We start from the raw sequence: 26,823 nt of genomic DNA, 5'->3' as shown, positions 1-26,823 counted from the left end.
CCCGACCCACTAAATGTTTTCTCAAGTTATTCTGTTTTCCAGTTTATTGCACTTGTTTCAGTAATGCTCTAGCCTCATCAATACTGGAAAAATTCTTTCCGGTACCCAGCAATTGTTCCAGTTCTTTACGGGCCTCAGGCTTGTTACCTGATTTAGCCAGTCCAGATGCGAGGTGGTAGCGAATTTCTGCCGCCTGCGGCGCCAGGGACGCAGCTTTCTTCAGAAGCGGCAAACCGCGCGTGGTATTGCCTTGTGCTACCAATATCCATCCCAGAGTATCTAATATCGCAGGGCTGTCCGGAGCAAGCTCATAAGCCTTTTCTGCATATTCAAGGGCAAGGGGATCTTTTTCATGCTGGTAAGCGGTAGCCAGATTGTTCAGGGCGGGCGCGTATTTAGGATGTTGCCGCAGGATAGTCTGATATTGTTCTATGGCCGATTTGGTCTGCCGATCCGTGAGATAGAACTCGGCCAGGTACATGCGGGTAGATGAGTCATCAGGGTGTTCCTTCAGCCATTGGAGCAGGCGAGGGGTTGCTTCCCTGCTTTTTCCCACGTGGCTGAGCGACGCATGCAATTTCATTATTGATGGCCCGCTCCTTCTGACAGCGAATGCCTGCTCATACGCCTTTGCGGCAAGAGCCGGTTTTTTTTGTGCTATCAGCATATCGCCCTCGAGAATGTAACCCACGGGCGACTTGTCCTGTTGTTTTTGAAGCTGCCTGGCAATGGCGATTGCTTGTTCGTGATTCCCTTTGCGCGCCTCGAGCGTAGCTTGTGCCAGTTGGGCATCCGGGTATTCCGGTTTTATAGTCAGTGCTTTTTTCAGCGCGTCAGATGCGGCAGGGATGTTTTCCATTGCCATTTGAACAGAAGCGATGCGATATTGGGCAAGAGCGGAATCTGGCCGCGCGGCGGCTAGTTCAGTATAGCTCTTCAGTGCGCCATCCTTGTCACCGTTGGCAAATTGCGCCTGTGCCATCAAATTCAGAATATCCGGATTGTCGGGATTCGCTTTCCCCAGCTGCTGGGCAAGGGTAAGAGATTTCTGCTTTTCTCCTGTACGGAGATAATGAGCCACTAAAAGCAGAGAAGGCTGGAGTATGTCAGGATTCTCCTTGCTCGCTCGTTCAAGCCAGGCCGTGGCTTCCTTGTTCTGCCCCTGATTGAGCGCAAGACTGGCTAACGCGGTCATGGCCTGAGTATTCTTCTTGTCTTTGTCCAGAATGGCGAGGAAGCGTTTTTTGGCCTCGTCTGGTTTTTTTTCCTGCAGGTCAAGTTGTGCGAGATTCGCGATCGCCGGAAAATAATCGGGCTGGAGAGAAAGCGCTTTCTCAAAACTGACCCGTGCACGGGCTAAGTCTTTCTTGCCCAGATATGCACCACCTTTCAGATTCTGAATAAGGGGATTATCGGGCTGTTCCTTTTCAAGACGTCCGGCTGCTGCAATGGCCTTGTCAAATTCCTTTAGACGAATGTGGGTCATGATCAGCAGCATGCCTGCCTGAGATGATTTGGGATCAACCTTTATTGCCTTTTCCAGCGCGGCCACCGCATCGATGTTATCGCCTTGTCCCAGTTTGCTCATGCTCAATGCCGTATGGAGCATTGCATTTTCCGGCACAATGCCGCTGGCCTTGTCAAAATATTCCGTTGCTTTGGCAAAATCCTTGGCCTGCATATAGGATTCACCGGCCAGGGCGAATAGCTGAGGATCCTGTTTTATGTTCTTGTCTTTGAGTGCAGGGCTCAGTACTGCAATTGCACGCTGTGTTTCGCGGTTTTTCAGAAGGACGGAAACTAACAGCTTGCGTGCATAGAGATTTTTCGGGTCCTTTTCCAGATAACGTTTCAGGTGCTGCTCGGCATGCAGCGGCGATCCCAGTGCGGCTTGCACAGCTCCGGCGAGTAGCAGGCTGGGCATATGGTCCGGTGATTTGCTTAGTATCTGCTGCAGGGAATCCCATGCAGCAGCCTGGTTGTTCTGGGTGAAATCGAGTAGTGCCTGGGTATAGAACACCATTACATTAGTGGGCGCAACCTTGCGTGCCGCCTCGATATCCGCCTTTGCGGCATCAAATTTTTCAGTGCCGATTTCTATGAAAGCCTTGCTGATCAAGGCGGGTGCGCTTTTTGGTTTTAGCTTCACAACCTCGTCATAAGCGGCAAGGGCTGCGTCAGCCTTGCCTTGGACACGTAGCAGGTCAGCCTTGAAAAGCCAAGCGTCCGCATTTTCCGGGTTTCGGGTTACCGCCTGCTCTGCCAGACTCGTCGCGGTCTCCACATCTTTTTCCAGGAGCGAATACCTTGCCAGGCCGATTAATGCATCCGGAAAATCCGGCTTGTCGTTGAGTGCCAATTCGAACAAGGCCTTGGCATCCTTGCCTTTATCCAATCCAAGCGAAGCCTGTCCCCGTAATGTTGAAATTTCGGCGGAACTTTTACCTTCTGATAATTGCTCTGTCTCATCCAGCACCTGCTTATATTGACCCAACTTGAGCAACGTTTGACCTAGATCAGGCATTACCCTGGCGCGGCTCATCCCCAGGCTCAGGGCCTTACGGAGCTCCTTTTCGGCGGATTGGAGATCACCGGTTTTGTTATAGATGGCGCCCAGGAGATAACGGGCCTCCGGATCGTCAGGATTTTTTTGCAAAGCGTTCTTAAGCTGGATAATGGCGGCCTTGTGGTCTCCTTTTTCCTCGTACCGTCTGGCGTCCGAAATCAGGGTCTGGGGATCTTTCGAATTGCCGCAGCCCATCAGGCCACCGCCGATTAATGCGACTGAGATCACAACCCTCAATAACGCCCCGGTTGCGCCAGCCTTGCTTGGATTAAGCATATAAAATTCCCTTCCCATTAGACGATCGTAATTAATATTGAACGCGGGTTTGTCCGAACTGATCCATGGCCGGAAAAATTATACATCGCATCGTACTACGTTTTGTTTCCTATTAAAGGATTTCCGGCCTCTACAGAGCGGATTGAAGCCAACCCCGAGCCATCCCTTCCTCGGTATGATATGCTGATACAAGCAGTACGGAAATCGGCCTTTGGTACAGTTCCCTTACACAGGTTTATTCAAGAGAATAGGCACGAAGATGCGCATATGATTTCGGTATAGCAGTACATATGGCACGAATAAATTATAAATGAGCGGGAGATAACTGATGAGCGTCGTAGCTGTGGTTGGATTAGGCTATGTAGGATTACCCCTGGCGGTTGAATTTGGAAGAAAACAGCCGACCATAGGCTATGATCTTTCCAGCAGCAAAGTCGAGAGTTATAAGCAATGCATCGATCCGACCGGCGAAGTTTCCATCGATGAACTGCAGGCGGCGAGTCACCTGCTTGCCACCACCGACCCGGCCGAGTTGTCGCGGGCCGACTATATTGTCGTAGCTGTTCCGACACCGGTGGATCTTGCTCATCAGCCGGATTTTGCGGCCCTCGTTGGTGCCAGCGAAACCGTTGGAAAGCATATGAAGCGGGGCGCGATCATTATTTATGAGTCTACGGTTTATCCTGGAGCAACGGAAGAAATCTGCGTTCCGGTTCTGGAGAGGCATTCAGGCATGAAATGGAAAGAAGATTTTCATGTTGGCTTCTCCCCTGAACGTATCAACCCCGGCGATAAGCAGCACAGGCTTACCACCATTCTAAAGGTTGTGTCGGGGGACGATGACGCTACGCTGGAGAAAATCGCCACGCTGTACGAAAGTGTAATTTCAGCCGGTGTACACCGTGCCTCAAGCATCAAGGTTGCGGAAGCCGCCAAGGTGATCGAGAATACCCAGCGCGACCTGAATATCGCCTTGATGAACGAGTTGGCAATCATTTTCGATAAACTGGGAATCGATACGCTGGAAGTCCTCCAGGCTGCCGGCACGAAATGGAATTTCCTCCCCTTCCGTCCCGGGTTGGTCGGCGGGCATTGTATCGGCGTGGATCCATATTACCTTACTCACAAGGCGGAAATGATCGGTTATATCCCCCAGGTAATTCTGGCTGGTCGCCGAATCAATGACAGCATGGCGAAGTTCGTAGCGGAACAGACCATAAAACACATCATCAAGGCGGATATAAATGTCAGAGGCGCCCGTGTGAACGTTCTCGGATTGTCTTTCAAGGAAAATTGTCCGGATCTGAGAAATTCCAAGGTTGCTGATCTGATTAATGAGCTCAGGTCCTACGGAATAGAGATTCACGTGCATGATCCTGTCGTGAAACAGGAAGAAGCTCGTCATGAATATCGTCTGGAGCTTGAGTCATGGGAAGATCTTCCCTGCGCTGACGCGATAATTGTTGCCGTTGCACATCGTCAATTTGTAGACAGACCTTTGACGGATTTCCAGTCCAAGATTACTGATAAGGGTTGCTTTATCGATGTTAAATCCCAGTTCGATCCGGCAGCGCTCCGTGACGCAGGCTTCAACGTCTGGAGACTTTGAGAAAAGGGCCTGCCGGATAATGACGAGATATCAACATGTGCTTCGACACTTGGAAAATCACCGGTATCAGTGGCTGATAACAGGCGTCGCCGGTTTCATCGGTTCCAATTTACTGGAGGTCTTGCTCAGACTGAACCAGAAGGTGACGGGGCTGGATAACTTCTCGACTGGCCACCATCATAATCTTGAGCAGGTAAAGGAATTGGTCGGCGAAAAAGCCTGGCTCAATTTCAGCTTTATCGAAGGCGATATCTGTCAACTGGAAGTGTGTAGCAACGCATGCAGGGACGTCGATTTTATCCTGCATGAAGCAGCCCTTGGATCCGTGCCGCGCTCTATTCAGGACCCCATCCGTACAAACGAGAGCAACATTTCGGGTTTCCTGAACATGCTGGTCGCCTCCCGCGATGCAAACGTGAAGCGCTTCATTTACGCGGCTTCCAGCTCCACTTATGGCGATCATCCCGCATTGCCTAAGGTCGAATCGGTTATTGGCCGGCCGCTCTCTCCATATGCCGTTACCAAGTATGTAAACGAACTCTACGCCGATGTGTTCGCCCGTTGTTATGGTATGGACTCCATCGGGCTGCGCTATTTCAATGTTTTTGGCCCAAGGCAGGACCCACGCGGCGCTTATGCGGCAGTGATTCCCCAATGGGTTTCCGCACTCATCGGGAACAGAATTTTATATATCAACGGAGATGGCGAGACCAGTCGGGATTTCTGTTTTATCGAGAACGTCATTCAGGCCAATCTTCTTGCTGCGCTGACAGAAAATCCCCAGGCGGTCAATCAGGTTTACAATGTGGCGATCGGCGAACGCACAAGCCTGAATCAGCTTTATGAAGCGATGCGCGCATTACTCCTGGATAAGTTTCCCCGGCTACGCGATCATAAGCCTACTTATGTAGATTTTCGCAAGGGCGACGTGCGGCATTCTCTGGCTGACATTTCGAAGGCCAGCAAAATGCTGGGTTTCGAGCCAACCCATCAAATTGATGAAGGGCTAAAGCAAGCGATGGAGTGGTACATCGAGCACAGTCCATCTGAGAAAGAGAAAATCGATGCATCGGCCTAGATAGTACTAAGCCGAGGTTTCTAGGGTGACCCGCCATTTTTTTCTAGACTAATCATTCCATTTTCCCATTTCCATCAATTGATTCTTCAGGCCTGGCAGTGGGAAGCCGAGTTCATACGCTTTTTTTGCATACGTATTTGCCTGTTCATAATTCTTTTTCTTCATATAGAGCAAGCCAAGGTTGTAGTTGATGGTAGGGTTTTCGGGCTCAAGATTAACTGCAATCTGAAACTGCTCCGTCGCTTTGTCTATTTGCCCTGCTTTTGACAAATAATTGCCGTATACCATACGCACCATTGCATCGTTTGGCTTGTAGCGAATGGCGCGATCAAAAAAACATCCCACAGAATACTTTGCGCCGGTCGGTTTTAACGTTTTCTCCCTCAGAGAAAGTTTGCCGAATGCTGCCAGCGCGCGATGGTGATTTGGGAAGATCAAAAGCGTGTAGCTCAAATCCCCCCCAAGAGTTCCCGTATTTCCGTAGCGAAGGTTTTCTATATTGGCAGTAAAATGGTGTTCCTCAACGGTCCTCAGAAATGTTCTTTGTTCGTCGCTCGTGTAATCACGCACATTTCCCAATTCTCCACAGTAAGCAGCGGCCCAAAGATTTGTGGAAATTATAAAACTTGCAAATATGATAATGCTGGGTATGAATTTCACTACCGTTCCCCTCATTATGAGTGATTTTGCTGCAGGCGCCGCAGCAGCATGGCAATGCGCTCTAATATAGTCCGTAGCAAAAAAATTGTTCAGCTTGCTGACCTCGATATCAGGAAAGCGACCGAATTCTTTCAAACTCCCATGACCGCCCAGAAATGGACGGTTCTAATAGTCTCGTGATGCCAGGAGACGCATTGTCACATTCTCCCTCTATCAGCACCGCGGCGGATATGTGAAACCATCAGACCAGGTTCACATATTGCCGGAAATTGTCTCGCCTTGAATCCACTCTGTTGTCCGAGCTGCTACCTGATCGCGCCACTCTCTTCGGGAAAACGTATGGTTAGCCTCCAGTAAATTGAGGCGCGACACTTGTGGCGAGGCCAGCAGTTTTTGCCATTCGGGTAAATCTTGAACGAGATCCGAGAACTCCTGAGCTGTGAGATCACGCCCACTGATGATCAGGAGCACCTCTCCCTTGAAACGACTAAGTCCATGATACATCCGCTCCGGTAATGGAGCAGAGCTACAGGATTTATCGCGTGCATTTTCCTTAAAGCGAGCGGCAGCTTTTTCTCTTCCTGTCAGGATTGTACCGATGGTTCTGGAAAACGACTGCACAGCTGCAACATAGTCAAAATTCCCTCGCCATATCTTGCGCCAGAATTCCAGCTCGAAAATACGTGCTGTGTAATAATGCTTCAGATAGACCCTGGCGGATCCTTCATCTGTTCTTACCCATGGATTTAGCAAAACCAGTCCGGTAACCCTGCGATCCTGATAAGCATAGAAAAGCGCAGCCGATGCCGCATCACACAAACCTAAAATCACCACTTCACTGAGTAACGGTACTTCCGTAAGAAATTTCTCTATCGCGCAACTCAGATCCTCTTCCACATCTTCGAAAGTTCTTGCGTCTCCCTCGCTATCGCCCATTCCCCGGAAATCAAAACGCAGAACTGGAATTCCATGGGCGGCCAGATGACGGGCGAGTAGCGTGAATTGGCGGTGGCTTCCCACCCGATATTGAGGCCCACCCACTACAATCAATACCCCCTTGGAAGCAGCTTGCTCAGGTAAACTTAAAATCCCGTACAGCCAATCTTGCTCGCAGCGAAAGACAACGGCGCGCTCGTCGAAATTCATCATGCCATTAAAGCAAAGACATCCGCAGTGGCAGAAACCAGCTCAGGGCATTCCGCGATTTCCTGCGTCGCCCAAAACGATGGGCACGCTACAAGATACACATGCGGATCAATACCATTCCGTTTCCACTCCCCGATAACCTGTATCCCGGCCGGCATCATGGAGCGGCCCGGCTCAGCCACGATTTCGAACCAGTGAATAGCGCTATTCTCGACGGCCAGTTCGGCTGCTTTCAAACGATCAATAGCGGCAGCCAGATCGGGCGCAAGTTCGTACCCAGCTATTTCCAGTACCTCTCCCTTCGCCAGGCGCTGGCGCATCATATTCGTCCCCGCCTTTTTTTCGGCGGAAGCGCCGGCGAGCATTTCATTAGCTATCTGTAACCGCAAAAACTGGTTCAGGAATGATTCTCCGTTAATCACCGGTTGCCATAGAATCAACCGGTCAATTGGATCCGCCTGATCCCTGGCGAAGTCCAATGCCAGTAGCGCGCCCAAGCGCAGACCCCAAAGACTGACCGGTGCAGTAACGTGATTCTCAAGCCAATTTCGCGCGCAAGCCAAATCCTGCTTCCAGATATCCCAACGCGCATCGCAAAATTGGCCACTGCTATCGCCGCAACCGAAGAGATCTATCTGCAGCACGCTAAACCCTATCGCAGCAAAGGCTCTGGCCTGCATCGCAGCCATACGCCGGGATTTGTTCATCTCGTCACAGAAGGGATGAACATATATGATAACCCCGCGGCATTCCTGGTCGAGATAGGGTTTATGGAAAAGACAGAAACGCTGCCCCGGTTCCGCTTTCAAAAAAAACGGCTCTGCAGGAGAAGAGGCGGGAAGGCCTTTCATTCCGCCAATTTCTGCTCAACGAAATTTGTCAAGGCGCCCAGGGTTTCAAACGTTCTTGCGCTGATCTCATCATCATCCACTGTTATATCAAAGCGCTCCTCCAGAGCAGTGATCACGTTGACGACCGCCATGGAGTCCAATTCAGGAATGGCTCCAAGCAGGGCTGAGTCCTCCTTGAGTGAATTCCTTCGCTCACCGAGGCTCAGTACGTCAGACAGGGTATTTTTCACTTCCTCAATGTACTTCATGCTTACTCCATAGTTGATTTAACTTCCGGGGGGGCGGGAGGTTGTTCCGAGCCTCTGCGTATCGAGGCGAAACTCCGGAAATGAATCGGGGTGGGATGACAGATGAAAATAGGGAGCAATAGAGGCGAACGTGATTTGCCAGTGGCCCGCGTAAAAAAAGATTGCGCTGCCCAAGGACACGGCTCCAAGATGTGCATGAGCGTCGAGGGAGCCAGAATTGAACGCGGAAATACGGCTGCACGACCATAAGACACCGTTTTCAGTCAAAACGCGATTCGCCTCGTCCCATAGACGCGGAAAAGTTCGACCCAGCCGAAAATCGGGCGCTACATACACATCGAAATCCCAAGCTGTCTGTTTCGACGGTAACGGTATGTAACGGGCGCGCACTTCATCTTCCTGATAATGGTAATTGCCCAGTACCAGCCACAGAAAGCCGATAAAGTGCCCATCTTTCGAAGCAACCAGGCATTTTGCACCTAGCTTGAACCTCGCCTGAATCGCTACGGGCGGCCTGGGGAATTGCCGGACAATTTCGTCCTGTTCGTCAATCAGCCGAATTTCTACTTTCCTGCCCTTCCCCTGTGGAATCAGAGCCTCTTTCGCAACTGGCTGCGCGATAAAATAATACCTGTATATACGAGAGCTTCCCCTCGACACCTTTACCAGAAGTTTGTTGAGCAGGAAAAGACAGAAATTGAACCTGCCCCACTGCTGCAACATCTGACACAACTCGTTTTTTCGTCCTGTCGATACCATTACGCTTCAAAAAACATTTTGCACGTGGTTAGCGCCGGCTGTCAGATTGACGCGACCGACTATTAGACGATTAAATTAGATAGCTGAGCACCAATTGATCGGTCATCCGATCAGGTCAAGCAAAGCAAAGCCGTGTTTGGGGTACCGAGCCTAAGTCATCATGCAAGCACTCGCCTACCTAACAGCATCCTATTTTCTCGTCATTGCGGAAACAAAACGTTGAATAGTACTATAGTTGTATCGTGGAATAAGAACGAAAATAAAAACGTCTTTACTTCTCACTAATTTTCTTCTACCTTTCGATTTCAACCCCCTTTCGGATTTTAAGCTCTAGCGCTTACCCGAAGCCGACCTACCTATTTTTTTCATTTCGAGAGCGAACATATATGTGCAAACCGAGCGTAGTGAATAAAAGTAAAAGCGTAATGAATAAACCAGGAAGAAGTAAAGGGGCAGTTGCAAAAAATTGGCTTCGGTTATCGAATCTTACGCTTTCCCTATTAATGACGGGTAGCTTCTCCATAGTTGCGGCGCAGGCACATGCGGAAACCTCCTCCGAGCGCCTGTCATCGTTATTGGCAACAACTCCGGCTGGCGGTTGGGTCCAGGCAAGCACCAATTTTTTCTCTGATGCATGGCCCACAGGTGCTGACGCGGTACAAGCGCCCAGTCACGAGTTTCCAGGCTCTATCGTACGTGCGTGGAGTTCCTTTGCCTGGGATTCAGGCCGCGGGGACCTTATGCTCTGGGGCGGCGGACATGCAAATTATGCTGGTAACGAGATGTATGTTTGGGATGGAGCTACCGGGGAATGGGGGCGCGGCTCTCTCGCGAGCAGGCTGGATGCAAACGGTTTTGTTGTCGATAGCGCGGCACCGCAATCCGCACATACCTACGACAATAATATCTATCTTCCTGTCAATGATATGTTCCTTACATTCGGTGGGGCGGCCGCACCCGGTGGAGGTGCGTTCCGGGAAACAGATGGAACAAATGTGAGCAATGCCGGACCATTTTTATGGGATCCGACCAAAGCCGATCCGAACAAGGTCGGGGGCACCACTGGCTCAGGCTGGAACGCTACCAATGTTGCCCAGGGCGGCAACATGTGGATTGACCGGGAGGTGCAGACCCCGGCTCACGTTAACGGAACAACAGCCTACACAACCGAGGACGGCAAAGACGTGGTTTACCTTACTGCTGATACGGGTGCATCAGGGTTTCCACCGCTTTACCGCTACACTTTGGGAGACGTGAGGAACGGGGGGCAGGACACGTGGGAAAAAATTGGTGTCAGTTGGAATACAGTTGGCTACCAAGGTGCTGCAACCATTGATACAACACACAATTTGTACATCAGAACAGCCAACCCCAATCCCAGTTATATGTCGGATTTGGCGATATGGGATCTGGACAATGCCAACGTTGCCAATCCCAACCAAAACACCGATATCGGAGTGAATCTGGTGAATGCCGATGGTAGTGACTTCAGAATGACAGGGAATTTCGGCATTGATTATGATTCGGCGCATAACAAAATTGTGCTGTGGGATGGCAATAATGGAGGCGGAACAGTATGGTCGGCCAGCGTCGTCACGGATGAAAACGGCGATATCGGCCCCAACACCACTTGGACTATTCACGAAATGGAGAGCTCGACACTAGAACATCCTCAGGGAAACTTTACCACCGGCGTTCTCGGCAAATGGAAGTACGATGCGACGCTTGGCGCTTTCATCGCTTTGGACGAGATTTCGGCTACCGGGGACGGAGGGTGGGATGCAAGTGTATGGTTGTACAAGCCGGCAGCAGCTATTCCGGAACCGGAAACTTATGCACTCTTTCTCGCTGGACTTGGCCTGATAGGATGGGTTGCCCGCAGACGTCGTGCCTGAATACCGGCTGTCAAATCAATGCCGCATCGGCGACCCGGTGCGGTAACAAGCTTATGCCGTAATGCGGTGTATATTGCTATATCGTTGGCGCATACCGCTCCGCTCATATCCAGATGAGGGCACATCACTCTCCTGGTTTCCAACCTATCCTGTTTCTTCATTGGCTACGCGCCCCGCAACGAGTTCTGTTGTCTCTACAAAGAGTGTCGGATAGCTTTTCATACAGTCCGAGCGCTCATGATAGATGCGCCGCAGATTCAGGGCCTCATTCGATTCGTTCAGCGGGTACCCGAATATATCCGGCTTGTCTTGCTCCGCGTTTACCATCTGCAAGGTATCGGCTGATTGGGAAAAAACGGATTCCAGCACGATGTCGCCAAGCTCTTTCTTGAAATGCCCCGCTTCCCAATACCAGCGGGTATTCGTCACGCGATCTCCTTTTGCGGGAATCTTTTCGCAGTTGTAGCTGCCATAGCCGCTGAAATCAAACAAGGCAATGCGTGCACCAGGATGACGTTGTTTCGCGGCGGATACCTCGCGCACTAAAAGATCCTTCCATTTCCAGAATGAAGACCACAGCCTTGTCTCTTCGAAAAGAGCAAGTATCTGGGCGTGATACGGATAGATGATCAATTTCACGTCGCTGCCGGACTCGGCCGCAATATCGAGAATCGCTCGCAAATGGTCAAAATCAGCAGAAGAAAGTGAGCCTTTTGCCTTCCTGAGATAAGTTTCGGTGTTTTCCTGCGCTCTTTGCCGAAACAGCGGGTAATAACCTTCTCTGCGCACGATTGGGCCATATTCGTTTAATGGATTAAACCCTCTTGAAGTCATGATTTCCGCTTCATTATCATTTTGAACGAACAATGTGCGAATGGCGTCCTTTACAGACGCTAGCGAAAAGAGGCTATCAAAATGCCAGAACCAGTGGGTAATCGGATGTCGATCATTGATCGGACGCGGATGCGAGATGGCGGAAGCCGTTTTTTGGGGTGCCTCCATGAAATCCAGGAACTCGACGCCAAGTACCACCACTTTCGGCTTGATGCCGATTTGATCCAGATATTCCACTTGTGCGCGAGCAGTACCGATGCCAGTCCCAGGGATGGCGAGGTTATACGCCGATAAACCCTGCCGGACAAATACCGGCGCCTCCGGATCGAAGCCCACCTCGGCGCGAGAGTGACCCAGGATCAGCGCATCTGCCCGCATTTCAGCAGCCTGGGTAAGCTTGATCTCACTTTGATAGCGTGTTAGCCGAGGCTTGATGAGATTGAACCCGGGGCGAACCACGACGCGGTACTGATTATAAGGGTCCACTATCACGACCAGAGCCACGACGAGCGCAACTCCAGTCAGAATGGAAATCGTGAACCAGCGCATAAAACGCGAGGGCTCGAGCGGTTTCGTCATGGTGGCATCACGGGCTCGTGCGGGTATCAGAACTGGAAGTAAAGAAATTCATTTGGACGATTCAACGACAGCAAACTGATCACTGTCAGAGAACCGAGGAAAACAGCCCAGAGGCGCGATGGCATCCAGGTCAGTCTATATGCCATTCCCCCTTTCGGTGTTTGTGCAGGGGGGGTGAAATCGAGCGCCGGCTCAAAGCGGTGAACAAGCTCTTGCGTATTGGGCAGTAAAAAAGCAATCGCTGCAGCAAATGCAATCCACCCCCACGTTTCAACAAAAAGCGAACCTCCGCCCAGGTAAAAGTTTACGCCCAGGTTCTGGAGAGCCGGTACCAGTATTGCGACCCGATTACCGATGGCATCGGGCAATCCGATACCAAAGCCGCCGGTCATGCCTCGAACGATTTCCCATGAGGTGGCAAGGTCGGGCGAACGAAAAAATACCCAGGCGAAACACACTGCAACAAAGGTTGTTATGGTGGCGGTCAATTTCCATATCGCCAACCCCGAGGGAAAGCCCAGGCGTTTCGATATCACAGCCCAAGCGTGGTGAATTACCAGATAGCAACCATGCAGCCCGCCCCAAATGATAAAATTCCAGCCAGCACCGTGCCACATTCCACCCAATAGCATAACAGACATCAGATTGCGGTAGCGATTGAACAGGCCGGACCGGTTCCCACCCAGCGGAAAATACAGATAGTCACGAAGAAATCGAGACAGAGTCATATGCCATCTTCGCCAGAACTCGCTGATGTTTTCCGCTTTATATGGAGAATTGAAGTTAAGGGGAAGCCGGATCCCAAACAAACGGGACAATCCGATAGCCATATCCGAATAAGCTGAAAAATCGAAATAAAGTTGAAAGCTGTAAGCAAGAACGCCACCCCAGGCGATAAACAGCGAAGGCGAATCCGTATTTTCGAACAATGGACTTGCGTATGGAGACAGGTTGTCCGCAATCAATACTTTCTTGGCGAGGCCAATGGAGAATATGGTGACGCCGACAGCAAAGTTGGTTGCTGAAAGCCTGTACATTCTCCCATCGGCGAACTGGGGCATCATTTCCTTGTGATGGAGAACGGGGCCTGCGATGAGATGCGGAAAATAAGTAACGAATAGAAGGTAATGAACAAAACGGTATTCGCGCACCTTGTCCTGGTACGTATCGACGAGGAAAGCGATTTGCGTGAATGTATAAAATGATATGCCGATTGGCAGAATGATATCCAGCGTCGAAAAGTCTTCATTACTGATGAAGCTCGCTGTATCCAGGAAGAAATTGGCGTATTTGAAATAGGCGAGCAGACTTAAATTGGCTGCTATGGCCAAGACCAGCCAGTGCTTCCGGGAAGGGCGGGCTGCCTGCGAAATATGCAGCCCGCACCAGTAATTAAATCCGATTGAAGCAAGCAGTAGCGGAACGTAGCGATAATCCCAGTACCCATAGAAAAATAGAGACGCGAAAGCAAGCCATCCCGATGCCCATGTGTGGTTCCGGCGGCCCAGCCAGAAAAAGCCTCCAAGTACGACTGGCAGATAGGCAAAAAGGAAAATAAAGGAATTAAACAGCATGCGCCCAGGTAAGACCTGATAGAGGTGACGATTGCGACGGTAAGGCATTATAAAATGCAAAAATGCTTTCGTAGTCGCTTAATCACTATTGAGATAGTGCTCGTCTGGCTTTGGCCCAACAGATCATGCGCATCCAGGCCCTGAGAAATAAAGTAATTTAAATAATTGAACGTGGCGATCAATTGAAGGCAAAGAATAGAGAATATGACAGAGCCAGAAGTAAGATAATGAAGGAATCCGAGGCCAACAAGATGCCCCTGAAGTCAGCATCATCCCTATAATATATCTATCGAAACCACTCGTTGGATGCAAGCCCATTGCCGTCCCTGGCGTAATATTGGGTGAGGACCCGGCATGATTACGGAGTTAACAGAGAGCCAGGGTCTGTGTATTTTGGAATTCCCGCAAAAATAAAGAGCAGGACGCAACGTTTTGGATTGGAGTACGAGCTTCATGCTGCCGGAAGCAAGTAGCTCAGAATGAGGGAGATTAAAAAACTGTTCAAATCAGGAAATATGTCGTTATCGACACATATAAGTCTTATTCGCCCATGAGGCATTAAAGCATAATGAATAAAGATGGGGTAAAAGCGAACTTATCAAAAGTGGATCATTGCGTCGCCATACTGCAGTCCAATTATCTGCCTTGGAGGGGCTACTTCGATCTCATCCATGACGTTGATCTTTTCATTTTTTATGACGACGTGCAATATACCCATTCGGATTGGCGCCACCGAAACAAATTGATGACCCGTGATGGGCCTCGATGGCTGTCGATCCCGGCAGGTCACGATTTGAAGCGTCTGATATGTGAAGTGGAAATTCCCGATCAAAGCTGGAAGCAGCAGCATAGACGCATAATTGAGCAGAATTACCGCAACGCACCTTTTTTTAAGGAATCGGAACCCTTGCTGGATTTCCTCTATGAGAACGCCCTGACAAATCTTTCTGATTACAATCAGCGCGCAATTAAGTATCTCTCCGGTATTCTAGGGATCCACACAAAGTTTAGCGACAGTCGGCTTCTCGCAGTTGATGGCCGGAAAACAGAGAGATTAGTTGGCATTCTTGAGAAGGTTGGTGCGACCAAATACATCAGCGGGCCATCAGCCAGAAGTTATATCGAGGAGCCCATGTTTGCCGAGGCCGGTATTGAATTGGCGTATAAGGAATACCCTGTTTATCCAGCTTATCAGCAATGCTTTTCGCCATTCTCGCCCCTTGTCACAGTGCTCGATCTGCTACTGTGTGTGGGACCGCAAGCGCCTGCTCATATCTGGGGCAAGCCCTAGTGCGATGAAAAGCCGAGGTAAGAAGTAGCAGAGATGCCTACCCTGACTGGCTTTGAATCCCGTTACGCTTATCCTGAGCCCGGCTTTTACCGTTGTCCTGTTTTTCTCTGTACTTTACCTGAACGAGTCACTGACCGGCAGGGCATAATCGAGTACTGTAATGGTAACGAATGTCAACGTGCTTGCTCGCCGATGATATGCCATTTTTTCCGTAGCTCAAATCCAGGCAGATCTCAGCCATGATCCCATTTAATAAACCTTACATGACTGGAAAAGAGCTTTGGTATGTCAGCCAGGCTCATGCCAGCGGACATCTTGCGGGCGACGGAATTTTTACTAAAAAGTGCAATGCATGGCTGGAACAGCGGATTGGATGCCAAAAGGCTCTGCTGACGCATTCCTGTACCGCTGCCCTGGAGATGGCGGCAATTCTTGCTAATATCCAGCCGGGTGATGAAATTATCATGCCTTCATACACTTTCGTCTCGACTGCGAATGCCTTCGCCTTGAGGGGAGGCACGCCAGTATTCGTTGATATCCGGCCTGACACGTTCAATATTGACGAGACGCTGATTGAAGCAGCAATCACGCCAAAAACCAGAGCAATTGTGGCAGTTCACTACGCGGGGGTGAGTTGCGAGATGGATGCCATCATGTCCATTGCGGAAAGGCACAACCTGCTGGTAATCGAAGATGCCGCGCAAGGCATTATGTCCAGCTATAAGGGGCGGCCGCTGGGAAGTATAGGACACCTCGCCGCATTGAGCTTCCACGAGACCAAGAACATCATATCTGGAGAAGGCGGAGCTTTATTAATAAATACCCCTCGTTTTGCCGAACAAGCGGAAATAATCAGGGAAAAAGGCACCAACCGAAGTCTTTTTTTCCGCGGCCAGGTGGATAAGTATACCTGGGTGGATTTTGGCTCATCCTATCTTCCCAGCGAACTCATCGCGGCATTTCTATGGGCTCAAATGGAAGAGGCGGATGCCATCACCAAACGCCGGCTTGATATCTGGGAAGCATACCATGATAGTTTTGAAGCTCTGGAAATGGGGGGGGAAATTCGTCGTCCCATTATCCCTTTAGACTGCACTCACAATGCTCACATGTATTACCTCTTATTATCAGGCCTGGACAAACGTACATCCTTTATCGATGCCCTCCGGCAGAGGGGAATAGGGACAGTGTTTCACTACGTGCCGCTTGACAGTTCCCCGATGGGCGTAAAGTGTGGCCGCAAGTCCGGAGCATTAACCCAAACAAAGCTGCTGAGCGAGCGATTGGTGAGGCTGCCCCTGTGGCTTGGATTGGAAGAGTTCCAGAGCGAAGTCATCCGGCAGGTCATAGCAGAGTTATGAAAGAATGACCACGCCCGGCCCGCAATATTCGGCGCAAACCCCTCCGGCTGATTCCAGCCTTGAACTTCGCCCGCGGCCCAATTCCGGCGATGCCCTATTTCTGCTGGTGCTGTGGTGCAGCGTATGCCTGCTCTTCTGGAAAGCACTTGATGCCGGAGAATTCTGGTGGACGGACGAGTCCCGTCACGCAATGAACGGCGTCTTCTTTCTCGATCTTTGGCAGGATATGCCCTGGAGGGCGCCTTATGAATACGCTCTGCAGTACTTTGCCCAATATCCCGCTCTGGCATTGAACTGGTATCCGCCTTTCTTCCCTGTGGTCGAATCAGTATTTTTTGCCGTGTTTGGTATCAACGAATTTGGAGGGCGGCTCGCAGTTCTAGTATTTGCTCTCATCGGCGCAACTGCCTGGTATGTCTGGGCGCGGCCCATCTGGGGACGCGAAGCCGCTATCTTGTCATGCCTGCTCTATCTTTCGGCTCCCGGAACGCTCCATTGGACCCGTTCCGTTATGTTGGAGGTGCCGGCGGTAGCGATGATTATCGTTTCGATTTGGACATTCGATCGATATCTGAGCCGCCCTAGCCTGAGCCGTGCCGGAATTGCCGGACTTATGCTGGGCTGCATGCTGCTACTCAAGCAGACCACGGTCTTCATTCTGCCTGCTCTGCTGATCTATGCGTTGTGGACTGGATACTGGCGGATGCTATGGCGCAAGGAAGCAGTGTTGGCGTATGTCATCGTGGGCTCGGTCGCGGCATTGCTGATGGTGCACGCGCTAAAGTTCGGTTCGGTACCGACAAGCTCTTTTGTCGATAAGTTCGGATCAAATAGTTCGGTGTTATTTAGTGCCAGCCGTTGGGGAAGTTTTTGGCCTGCATTATTGAGTGCTTGCGAATTGCCGCTTTTGGCGGCTATCTTTATTGGTTTTGTTTTCAGATTATTCAACAAGGGTACGAAGCAGGATGTACTGATATTTCTTTGGATTGTGACCTCGTATATTTTTACGACGATAGTCATAGGGCCAGCGAATGTTCACCGATATACGATTTACGCGCTGCCGCCGCTCGCGTTGCTGGCCTGCATGCCGTTGAGCCAGGCGGCGATGGCAAACCGCAACATCCGTGGAATCGCATTCGTCCTGTTGGCCACACTTGCCGCGTGGAACGTATATTCGGGATCGATCAGGCCGCATAGTTATGTATCAGGATACGAACAAGCAGCTGAGTTTGTCACCGGACAGGAAAATACGGGCTTGATCATGTTTGGCGGGAAACATGATGGCAATTTTATTTTCCATCTGCGGGCGCTTGATCCCGAAAAGAGGAAGGCGGTATTACGAGCCGACAAGATTTTGGTATCCATGGCGGTGCACAAGTCGTTCGGTACTGTCTCATATGTCAAATCTGTAGAGGATGTCATTCAACTGATCGAACGTTTCGGCGTCGGCATAGTTGTGATAGAGAGTCGCGATATAGTCGACCTGCCGGAATTCAAGCTGCTCGCTGAAGCCATGAAGGATCAGCGATTCCAGATGATCAAAGAGATACCGATCCAGACAAATGTGCCGGAATTTGCTGACCTGTCAGTCCAGGTTTACCGATACTTGGAAAAAAAGGAGCAAGCGGACGACCTTGTCATTCCACTGCCGCATATGGGGATGGAAATCAAGTTGAATCCGCAGCGGAAAAATTGATGCGGATACTGCACATTCTTGACCACTCCATTCCCCTTCACAGTGGCTATACATTCCGTACGCTTTCCATTCTCAAGGAACAGCGCGCTCTGGGGTGGGAAACCTTTCATCTGACTGGTTCAAAACAGGAAAATTGCAGCGTATTGGAGGAGGATGTCGAGGGATGGCATTTTTATCGCACCCCGGCTGCGGCAAGTCCAATGGCGCAGCTGCCTGTTCTGAATCAGGCCGCCGTTATCGACAGTCTGACCCGCCGCCTGAGTGAAGTGGTCAAAATTGTCAGGCCGGATATTCTGCACGCCCACTCTCCTGTTCTGAACGCGATACCTGCGCTGCGCGTCGGCCGCAGTTCAGGTATCCCGGTTGTCTATGAAGTCAGGGCATTCTGGGAAGACGCTGCGGTGGATCACGGCACCAGTCGCGAATGGGGCATGCGATACCGCCTCACCCGCAGCCTGGAGAGTTATGCCCTCAGGCGGGTCGATGCGATAACCACTATCTGCGAGGGATTGCGCGGGGATATTCTCGGACGAGGTATCGCGCCAGAAAAGGTAACGGTCATTCCCAATGCCGTGAATATCGAAAATTTCAGCGTGGGTGATAAACGTGATCAGCAACTGGCTGAAGAGCTCGGGTTGGAGGGCAAGTTGCTGGTGGGTTTTATAGGCTCTTTTTATGCCTATGAAGGCTTGAGCATTTTATTGCAGGCACTACCGGAAATGCTGTCCGGCAATCCTGACATTCGTGTTCTGCTAGTCGGCGGCGGTCCGCAAGAAAAAGAATTAAAGGCCATTACGATGCAACTGCACCTGGAAGACAAAGTGATCTTCACTGGCCGCGTACCTCATGCCCAGGTCCAGCGCTATTACAATCTGATCGATGTTCTCGTCTATCCGAGGCTCCGTATGCGGCTCACCGACCTCGTCACCCCACTCAAGCCCCTCGAAGCCATGGCTCAGGGCAGGCTGGTCATGGCCTCCGATGTGGGCGGCCATCTGGAGCTCATTCAGGATGGGGAGACAGGCATCCTTTTCAGGGCCGGCGACCCGCACGCCCTGGCGCTCAAAGTCCTGAGCGTTCTTTCCAGTCCGCATCTTTGGGCTGGCCTGCGTGTCGCTGCTCGCCGCTTTGTGGAAACCCAGCGTAATTGGCCAGCCAGTGTGGCAAGTTACAGGAATGTTTACGCTCCGCTTGTCTCAAAGGAGCGCCATCAGTGAAAAAGCCCGGCTTGCGCGTTGGGTTAGTGGGGCCTTTACCTCCTCCTTCGGGCGGAATGGCAAACCAGACGTTGCAATTGGCCAGGTTATTGCGAGGGGAGGAGGCCGAGGTAGAGCTGATTCAGGTCAATAGCCCCTATCGTCCTGGCTGGATTGGGAAATTCAAGGGTGTAAGGGCCGCATTTCGTCTGTTGCCCTACCTTGCTCACCTCTGGTTTTCCGCGGGCAGGGTTCAGTTATTTCATGTGATGGCCAATTCTGGCTGGTCGTGGCATCTCTTTGCCGCTCCAGCCATCTGGATTGCCAGGATCAGGAGGAAGCCCGTCATTATCAATTATCGGGGAGGCGAAGCGGATACCTTTTTTGATAAGGCCTTTTTCTGGATAAAACCCAGCCTGTACCGGGCAGATGCAATCATCGTTCCTTCAGGTTTCCTTGAAGCTGTATTTGAACAGCGGGGCTTTTCAACCAGCATCGTACCCAACATTATCGACCTTGGCCGCTTCGGCGCAGGAGCACGTTTTGCACCTTCATCGGGGCCGGATTTCCCGCACATCATCGTTACCCGCAACCTTGAGCCGATTTACGACAATGCCACTGCCTTGCGAGCCTTCACTATTGTAAAACACGCGTTTCCCACAGCAAAACTCACTGTGGCCGGCTCCGGTCCCGAGCGCCAGACACTGGAAGAGCTTGCATGCAGATTGGGCGTGGTAGATGCGGTCACATTTACAGGCCGTCTGGACAACGAAGGCATGGCCGCTGTCTACCGGCACGCCGATGTCATGATCAACCCCAGCCTGGCCGACAACATGCCTATCTCTATCCTGGAAGCATTGGCCAGCGGCGTTCCCGTAGTGAGTACCGATGTTGGCGGCATACCCTATCTGGTAGAGCATGGAAAGACCGCTTTGCTTGTGTCCCCAGGGGATCCGGAAGCCATGGCAGATGCTGTTCTTCTATTGCTCAACGATCCTGCCAAGGCAATGCTTCTCAGGCAGGCGGGCGCCGAATCGGTGCAATGCTACACGTGGCCAAATGTACGTGACCGGTTGCTCTGCGTGTATGACCAGGTTTTGACAAAGTCAGACAGATTCGCGGTAAGTAACAAGTGAGGGCCAGTTCACCAGAAGAAAAAGAATGGTACACGTCGTTTATATCGGGCCTTTTTTTCCCTTTTCACGAGCGCATCAAAAACCATGATAGCGTCGCTGTCCGCAAGGAGCTGGAAATCTCCCAATGGTGGGATCCAAAGCGTCTGGAGGCGCTCCAGCTTTCAAAACTGCGCCGGTTGCTCGCCCACGCAGAAGTACACGTACCTTTTTATCGTGCTCTCTTCTCGGATATCTCGTTCAATCCGGAAGGGGTACGCTCTCTGACGGACCTTGCATATCTGCCGCTGCTCGACAAATCGAGAATTCGCGCCAACACTGAAGCGCTCAAGTCGGAGAATGGGCAGAGTCTGGCCCGCTTTAACACTGGTGGTTCCAGCGGCGAACCGTTGATTTTTTACATCGGCAAGGAGCGGGTCAGCCACGACGTTGCCGCGAAATGGCGCGCCACACGGTGGTGGAATGTGGATATCGGCGACCGGGAGATAGTCGTCTGGGGTTCACCCATCGAACTCGGCGCGCAGGACGGCATACGCGGCCTCCGCGACTGGCTGTTCAGGACGAAGCTGATCCCCGCCTTCGAAATGTCGGAACAAAAACTGGACCGGTTCCTGGATGAAATACGCGCAGTGCGCCCAAAAATGCTCTTCGGCTACCCTTCCGCCCTATCGCATATCGCTCGTCACGCCAATGCACGGGGGCAGCGGATGGACGATCTGGGGTTGCGTGTTGCATTCGTTACCTCGGAGCGACTCTACGATGAACAGCGCCGGCAGATCAGTGAAACGTTTGGCTGTCCGGTGGCGAATGGTTATGGAGGCCGCGACGCGGGTTTCATCGCCCACGAGTGTCCCGAGGGCGGTATGCATATCACCGCCGAGGATATTATCGTCGAGATCGTGGATCAACAGGGCATGCCGCTACCCTGCGGTGAGGCAGGCGAAATCATAGTGACCCATCTTGCTACAAAGGATTTCCCTTTCATTCGCTACCGCACCGGCGACATCGGCGTGCTGGACAGCAAGCTCTGCGCTTGCGGACGCGGCCTTCCCCTCCTCAAGGAGGTCCAGGGACGCAGTACGGATTTTCTCATCGCGCAGGACGGCACGGTCATCCACGGCCTGGCTTTGATCTACATCCTGCGCGACGTGACCGGGATAAGCAACTTCAAAATCATCCAGGAAAGTTTGAATCTCACGCGGATATCGGTGGTTCTGGACTCAGAGCTTGGTCCGGAGACAATTGCGAAAATCGAACAGGGATTCAAGGCCAGGTTGGGCCAGACCGTTGATATCGTGATCGAGAAGATGGCCGAGATCCCGCTGGAGAAATCCGGCAAGTTTCGCTACGTGGTGAGCAAGGTTGCAACGGTTTGATCGAAAGAGCCGCGGCTCTCAACGTCTTATTGTGAAATTGCGTCGTTTCCTGCACTGGCTGTCATCGAATCAAGGGAGCAATTTATAACCGCATCACACCGTCGGAAACGTTATGCAATTGCAATAAAGCACCCCGGAGTGGATTTCGGCTAAAGTCCGAATGCTATTCTCACCGGATAAACAGGCAACATTAGAAAACACAGTTAACCTTTCCATGCCTGGCAGGAATGATTACCCGAGTTCCGGGACCGGCAACAACGGCCTGGCTCACGCTTCGCATAAGTGCAAAATTCATGGAAAAGCAACAAGGTCACACGGAAATCATTGACAAAATCCTGTCGGGCGCCCGCTCGGCGGTGATACTTCGACTGATCGGGCAGGCGGTCAGTTGGGCCAGCACCATCATAGTGGTGCGTTTCATCAGTCCAGCGGATTACGGACTCAATGCCATGCTGGAGGCGCCCCTTGAACTGCTCATGCTGGTCAGCGCGTTTGGACTCGACCTTGCTCTGGTTCGATCCAGGAACGTCGAGCACGAGGAGTTGCGTAGCGTCTTTGGCTGGCTTCTGGTCATCAATGGATTGCTTTTTCTGACCTATTTCTTTGGCGGAAGCGTAATGGCGGTATATTTTGATGAGCCCCGTCTCGAGCAGCTGGCACGGGTTCTGGCTTTTGTTTTTCTTCTGGCGCCCTTCCGCGTCATCCCCAACGCGCTTCTGGACCGCAACCTGAAGTTCAAGTTGAGAGCTTTTGCCGAATTTATCGCGAATATCAGTGCCGCCGTCGCAACGCTGGTGCTCGCAATTCTGGGTTGGGGGATCTGGGCGCTGGTAACAGGGATGCTGGTCAACCGGATCCTTCTGGCAATCATATTGATGATCCTGGAGCCATGGGCCATCACTCCCTCTCTGAATTTCTCGGCCGTGCGCGGGATGATGGCTTTTGGCGGGGTCTTGTCTCTGGGAGGGGCGGTGGTGCTCATCACCGACAAGCTCGCGACCTTTATTGCGGGTCCTGTTTTAGGTGCTGAGCTGCTCGGCATTTATGCAGTCGCTTTTCAGTTTGCCCTATTGCCGCTTGCCAAAATAATGCCGGTGATCAACCCGATTATCTTCCCATCGTTTTCAAAATTTCAGGAGCAACGCGATGTCGCCACGTACTACCTGGGCAAAACTCTGGGTATCGTATCGCTGGGCCTGTTTCCCATCATGATAGGCCTTGCCTGCGTTGCCCAGGAGTTTGTGGCAGCGGTGCTTGGCGAGAAATGGTCGCAGGTCGCTGTGCCGCTCGCACTTTTGTCCATTGTCATGCCGTTCAGAATGACCACCTCTTTTTTACGGCCGATACTGGCCAGCATGGGGCGTGCCGACCTGTCGCTGAAGTCTACGATCGTTGCATTGATTATCTTGTTACCCCTGACATTGATTGGCGCGCATTACGGGGTAATCGGCCTTGTATCGGCCTTGATGGCGACCGAACTGATTGTCGCATTTTCAACTGTCGGCATGAGCAAGGCGGTTCTGGAAACGTCTTTCACAAAAATTGCGCTAAGCTTTCGCCCAGCCATTGTTTCGTCCGCTATCATGGCGGCATGCCTGTTAAGCGCGAAGGCCGTATTTGGCCGTGAGGATAGTCTTGGAAGATTGCTTATCGAAATTACCGGCGGCGGACTTATTTATTTCTTAACGCTGTGGATTTTCTATGGAAAATGGCTGGAGGATGCGATAAAGCTATTCCTGGGAAGGCATAAAGCAAATTCCCCCGCCTAGCAGCCGTCGATCTTCTCCTCAATTCCACCCGCAACTTCGAATTGTCGGATCGTTCTGATCGCGTTTTCATTAAACGGATTTTCAGGCGTCCATCAAATTACGTCATGCGGAAACCTCCTGAACATTTGAATCCTGTTTGCAGGGCCTGGGCGCAAGTGTGCTCTTTAATACTATTCATTCACCGGGTCAATAAGCGAACTCCGACCTATACCGTACGGGTATAATCCACGAATCATCAATTTCGACGTTGCCTGAAGCAAATGACGTTCGCCTCGTTGGCCTTAATGGGACGCAGAAATAGGCTCTTCCGGAACCCTACCTCGTAGCGAGCAAAAGCGTTCGTGCGAGGGTGGCACTATCTTAGGACGGAATCGACAGAGTCGTCCCCTCCGCCACAAACTTGGTTCTATGAGGAGCGAATCGATGGGTTGCTTTACTCCGCCTGATCTAACGGGCAGCACGGGCGCCCGGCGGGACAACGATTCTCAGGTTTGGGCTGCCTGGTTGAACGTAAAGTCTGGCGTCGCAAACGGTGAACGCCAGCAACGATATGCTCGGGCACGGGGCACGGGGCGAATCTTGACGATTTGATGGGGGACCATCCGCATATCCCCAAAACAACGGCTACCGGATGCTGGTGCGGTCTCGGATTTCAGCGGCACGGACGGAAAAAAGATCGTCAGTCTCAACTCAATTGGCAGGCTTATGTTAGTGTGCTCCAAACGTCAATCGGCTAGAAATTTGATGTGGATAATCTGGATTCATGACTTCTATGACTTCTTATAGCGTTGTAATACCCGTATATAAATCAAGTCAGTGTTTGCTGGAACTGGCTAACCGGCTTGATACGGTTTTCGGCGAACTGAACTCAGACTATGAGATTATCATGGTTGATGATTGTTCCCCGGACGACAGTTGGAACGTGGTCTCAGAACTGGCGCGAACCCGGCTCCGTTACAAAGGGGTTCAATTACTTACAAACTCTGGCCAGACCAGAGCAACCATGGCTGGGATTAGAGTTGCCAGTGGTGAAATCGTCATCACTATGGATGACGATCTTCAGCACGATCCTCGACTCATTCCGCTATTGTTGGACGAGTTAGAGAAGAAGGGAGATTACGACTGCGTTTTTGCCTATTTCCCCGAGAAAAAACATGCAGGCTATCGCAATATTGGCTCCAAAATCATAAGCGGGATTAACTCGCGCGCGTTTGGATCCAGCGAGAAGATCAAAGTTTCGTCGTTTCGACTGATGCGCGGATACATGGCCCAGGTCATTCGCCAAAACCAATCGGCAAGCGCTACTGTGGGTGGTCTGATTATTGCAAACGCTGCGCGAATAAAATCTGTTCCCATCCCCCACCACGAGCGGTTTTCCGGCAAATCGAATTACACTCTGGCGAAGCAATTCAAGCAAGCTTTTGACAATATATGCAGCGTGAGCATGCTGCCGCTGCGCATGATCTCCGTGGCCGGGCTATTAGCCTCCGTGCTGAGTGGCGGGTTGCTTTGCTATTTCCTGATCAAATACTTTACGGGTGGTATTTCTCAACCTGGTTGGACGAGTCTTGTGATTTTAATCACGTTTTTTGCTGGATTGATTCTCCTGTCGCTTGGAGTCATCGGAGAATATATTGCTCGCATGTTAGGTGAATTGCAAAAATCGAAGGTCACTATGGTCCGTCGGACTATCGGCTTTCCGGAAGATACGGCCGACAAGAGGGAACGTTTTTGACTGACGCGAAGAAAATTATGATTTTGGGGGCCGGCAACACCGTCACTCCTCTGATTGAACAAGCCAAGCGACGCGGGCTTGTTACAATTGTCGTCAGCCCGGACGGTGATTATAAGGGCTTGAGCCTCGCCGACCATCAGATCCATTGTGACTTTCGTGACACCGAAACGATTCTCAAACACGCAAGACATTACGCCATTGACGGTATTGCCTGCACGGGAACTGATGTTGTCGTTCCCACAATCGGCCGTGTGATCGATGAACTTGGCCTGTATGGAACCGGTTATGAATCCGCTGTTGCATGTTCCGACAAGTGGCTAATGAAGCAGGCTTTGATCAGGTGCGGCGTGATGACTGCGCGTGGTGTAGTTTGCGATTTGCCTGATGCTCTAGGTTTGGCAGTGGAAACGGTGGGCTTTCCCTTGATGAGCAAAGCAGTGGATTCATCGGGCAGTCAAGGCGTCTTCAGGGTCGATCGACCGGAAGAACTTCTTGATGCCTGGAACGCTTCAAAGCAAGCTTCCAGTTCAGGGCGAGTCGTTCTGGAGGAGTATCTCGAAGGCCTTGAATATGGGGCCCAGGCTATTGTTGAGGGGAATCGTGTCAAAACCGTGTTTCTCCACAATGATCAACTGACTCCGCCTCCGAATCACGCGCCGGTCGGACACTCGATTCCCTGCACTTTGAGCCGTGATCAGCAAGCCCGTTCATGTATGGAGATCGCGGCTGCGATTGAGGCTTTGGGTATTTGTGACACGGTGTCGAATGTGGACTTGATGCTTGTTGGCGATACGCCCTACATCCTTGAAATCGCCGCTCGCATGGGTGCGACCTGCCTTCCGGAAACAATTTCCATCTATGGCGGCTTCAATGCCTATGATGCAGTGCTGGCTCTAGCTCTGGGCGAGCCGGTTTTAGTGACAGATATATGCAAGGGAATGCCAAACGCATCTCGAATGATTGAAAGCCCGCAGGATGGTGTGGTACTCCAAGTTCGAGTTCCGGAATCGGTGCGTTCGCATCCAAATCTTCATCGGCTGTCGATCTATGCCAAACCCGGCGACACAGTGCGCCGGTTTCAGGTTGGGCCGGATCGCATCGGGGATGTCATTGTCACAGGCTCATCAGTCGTTGAAGCCGAGCAATTAGCCGCTGATTTGACTTCGCTTGTGGAGGTTGTGTTCGTCTAAG

The 26,823-nt window shown here is 51.4% G+C and carries 20 protein-coding genes; 12 read left to right on the top strand and 8 right to left on the bottom strand.

All coding sequences use genetic code 11. The features are described 5' to 3' along the window. Positions 1 to 43: 43 nt before the first annotated feature. Positions 44 to 2,842: an XrtA/PEP-CTERM system TPR-repeat protein PrsT gene (gene prsT / locus CRO05_RS01490; RefSeq protein WP_097065523.1), complete on the bottom strand. Its 2,799-nt coding sequence runs from the start codon at positions 2,840 to 2,842 to the stop codon at positions 44 to 46. A 328-nt stretch (positions 2,843 to 3,170) separates the two neighbouring features. Here prsT and CRO05_RS01485 point away from each other — a divergent pair, with 328 nt between their 5' ends. Both CRO05_RS01485 and CRO05_RS01480 read left to right on the top strand, forming a co-directional pair. Beyond that, the gene (locus tag CRO05_RS01485) at positions 3,171 to 4,451 is read left to right on the top strand and encodes a nucleotide sugar dehydrogenase (RefSeq protein WP_097065522.1); all 1,281 of its coding nucleotides are present in this window, start codon (positions 3,171 to 3,173) and stop codon (positions 4,449 to 4,451) included. A gap of 19 nt (positions 4,452 to 4,470) precedes the next feature. Next, entirely contained in the window at positions 4,471 to 5,529 is a 1,059-nt protein-coding gene (locus tag CRO05_RS01480; RefSeq protein WP_097065521.1) for an SDR family oxidoreductase, read from the top strand. A gap of 48 nt (positions 5,530 to 5,577) precedes the next feature. On the opposite strand, the gene CRO05_RS01475 is transcribed toward CRO05_RS01480, so the two are convergent. The 5 genes from CRO05_RS01475 to CRO05_RS01455 all read right to left on the bottom strand — a co-directional run bounded on the left by CRO05_RS01475 (position 5,578) and on the right by CRO05_RS01455 (position 9,157). Beyond that, positions 5,578 to 6,324 (bottom strand): tetratricopeptide repeat protein, encoded by a 747-nt coding sequence (locus tag CRO05_RS01475; protein ID WP_235001243.1) that lies wholly within the window; start codon positions 6,322 to 6,324, stop codon positions 5,578 to 5,580. A 117-nt stretch (positions 6,325 to 6,441) separates the two neighbouring features. Beyond that, a complete protein-coding gene (locus CRO05_RS01470; protein WP_097065520.1) occupies positions 6,442 to 7,338 on the bottom strand; it encodes a hydrolase 1, exosortase A system-associated in 897 nt (298 codons plus the stop codon). Continuing rightward, the gene (locus CRO05_RS01465; RefSeq protein WP_097065519.1) at positions 7,335 to 8,186 is read right to left on the bottom strand and encodes a hydrolase 2, exosortase A system-associated; all 852 of its coding nucleotides are present in this window, start codon (positions 8,184 to 8,186) and stop codon (positions 7,335 to 7,337) included. Before CRO05_RS01465 ends, CRO05_RS01470 begins: the two co-directional genes overlap by 4 nt. Beyond that, positions 8,183 to 8,434 (bottom strand): acyl carrier protein, encoded by a 252-nt coding sequence (locus CRO05_RS01460; RefSeq protein WP_097065518.1) that lies wholly within the window; start codon positions 8,432 to 8,434, stop codon positions 8,183 to 8,185. Before CRO05_RS01460 ends, CRO05_RS01465 begins: the two co-directional genes overlap by 4 nt. An 18-nt stretch (positions 8,435 to 8,452) precedes the next feature. Further along, entirely contained in the window at positions 8,453 to 9,157 is a 705-nt protein-coding gene (locus tag CRO05_RS01455; protein ID WP_107758427.1) for a GNAT family N-acetyltransferase, read from the bottom strand. 461 nt (positions 9,158 to 9,618) lie between these two features. Between CRO05_RS01455 and CRO05_RS01450 the strand changes: the two genes are divergently transcribed. After that, positions 9,619 to 11,088: a PEP-CTERM sorting domain-containing protein gene (locus tag CRO05_RS01450; protein WP_235001242.1), complete on the top strand. Its 1,470-nt coding sequence runs from the start codon at positions 9,619 to 9,621 to the stop codon at positions 11,086 to 11,088. 144 nt (positions 11,089 to 11,232) lie between these two features. On the opposite strand, the gene CRO05_RS01445 is transcribed toward CRO05_RS01450, so the two are convergent. Further along, entirely contained in the window at positions 11,233 to 12,501 is a 1,269-nt protein-coding gene (locus CRO05_RS01445) for a hypothetical protein (protein WP_097065515.1), read from the bottom strand. A gap of 26 nt (positions 12,502 to 12,527) precedes the next feature. Further along, positions 12,528 to 14,123: an MBOAT family protein gene (locus tag CRO05_RS01440; RefSeq protein WP_304528812.1), complete on the bottom strand. Its 1,596-nt coding sequence runs from the start codon at positions 14,121 to 14,123 to the stop codon at positions 12,528 to 12,530. Between the two features lie 520 nt (positions 14,124 to 14,643). On the opposite strand from CRO05_RS01440, the gene CRO05_RS01435 reads away from it, so the two are divergent. From CRO05_RS01435 to CRO05_RS01395, 9 genes are all read left to right on the top strand, one after another. After that, a complete protein-coding gene (locus tag CRO05_RS01435; RefSeq protein WP_097065513.1) occupies positions 14,644 to 15,366 on the top strand; it encodes a WbqC family protein in 723 nt (240 codons plus the stop codon). Positions 15,367 to 15,605: 239 nt separating this feature from the next. Beyond that, on the top strand, positions 15,606 to 16,727 hold the full coding sequence (gene rffA / locus CRO05_RS01430) for a dTDP-4-amino-4,6-dideoxygalactose transaminase (RefSeq protein WP_097065512.1): 1,122 nt from the start codon (positions 15,606 to 15,608) through the stop codon (positions 16,725 to 16,727). A 4-nt stretch (positions 16,728 to 16,731) separates the two neighbouring features. Further along, entirely contained in the window at positions 16,732 to 18,423 is a 1,692-nt protein-coding gene (locus CRO05_RS01425; protein WP_097065511.1) for a glycosyltransferase family 39 protein, read from the top strand. Next, positions 18,423 to 19,640: a TIGR04063 family PEP-CTERM/XrtA system glycosyltransferase gene (locus CRO05_RS01420; protein ID WP_097065510.1), complete on the top strand. Its 1,218-nt coding sequence runs from the start codon at positions 18,423 to 18,425 to the stop codon at positions 19,638 to 19,640. Before CRO05_RS01425 ends, CRO05_RS01420 begins: the two co-directional genes overlap by 1 nt. Beyond that, positions 19,637 to 20,755 carry a glycosyltransferase family 4 protein gene (locus CRO05_RS01415; RefSeq protein ID WP_235001241.1) on the top strand — a complete coding sequence of 373 codons (1,119 nt, stop codon included), beginning with the start codon at positions 19,637 to 19,639 and terminating at the stop codon, positions 20,753 to 20,755. Before CRO05_RS01420 ends, CRO05_RS01415 begins: the two co-directional genes overlap by 4 nt. Then, positions 20,752 to 22,128 carry a phenylacetate--CoA ligase family protein gene (locus CRO05_RS01410; RefSeq protein ID WP_097065508.1) on the top strand — a complete coding sequence of 459 codons (1,377 nt, stop codon included), beginning with the start codon at positions 20,752 to 20,754 and terminating at the stop codon, positions 22,126 to 22,128. Before CRO05_RS01415 ends, CRO05_RS01410 begins: the two co-directional genes overlap by 4 nt. Positions 22,129 to 22,421: 293 nt before the next feature. Next, complete coding sequence (locus tag CRO05_RS01405) at positions 22,422 to 23,897, top strand: lipopolysaccharide biosynthesis protein (RefSeq protein ID WP_097065507.1); 1,476 nt, start codon at positions 22,422 to 22,424, stop codon at positions 23,895 to 23,897. 763 nt (positions 23,898 to 24,660) lie between these two features. Then, positions 24,661 to 25,632: a glycosyltransferase family 2 protein gene (locus tag CRO05_RS01400; RefSeq protein ID WP_097065506.1), complete on the top strand. Its 972-nt coding sequence runs from the start codon at positions 24,661 to 24,663 to the stop codon at positions 25,630 to 25,632. 17 nt (positions 25,633 to 25,649) lie between these two features. Beyond that, positions 25,650 to 26,822 carry an ATP-grasp domain-containing protein gene (locus CRO05_RS01395; protein WP_143860877.1) on the top strand — a complete coding sequence of 391 codons (1,173 nt, stop codon included), beginning with the start codon at positions 25,650 to 25,652 and terminating at the stop codon, positions 26,820 to 26,822. Position 26,823: the final 1 nt, after the last annotated feature.

It is taken from the genome of Nitrosovibrio sp. Nv4 (genome assembly GCF_900215485.1).
GTDB lineage: Bacteria > Pseudomonadota > Gammaproteobacteria > Burkholderiales > Nitrosomonadaceae > Nitrosospira.
Note: the sequence above shows the minus strand (reverse complement) of the source record. Positions and strands in the feature narration are given on the sequence as shown.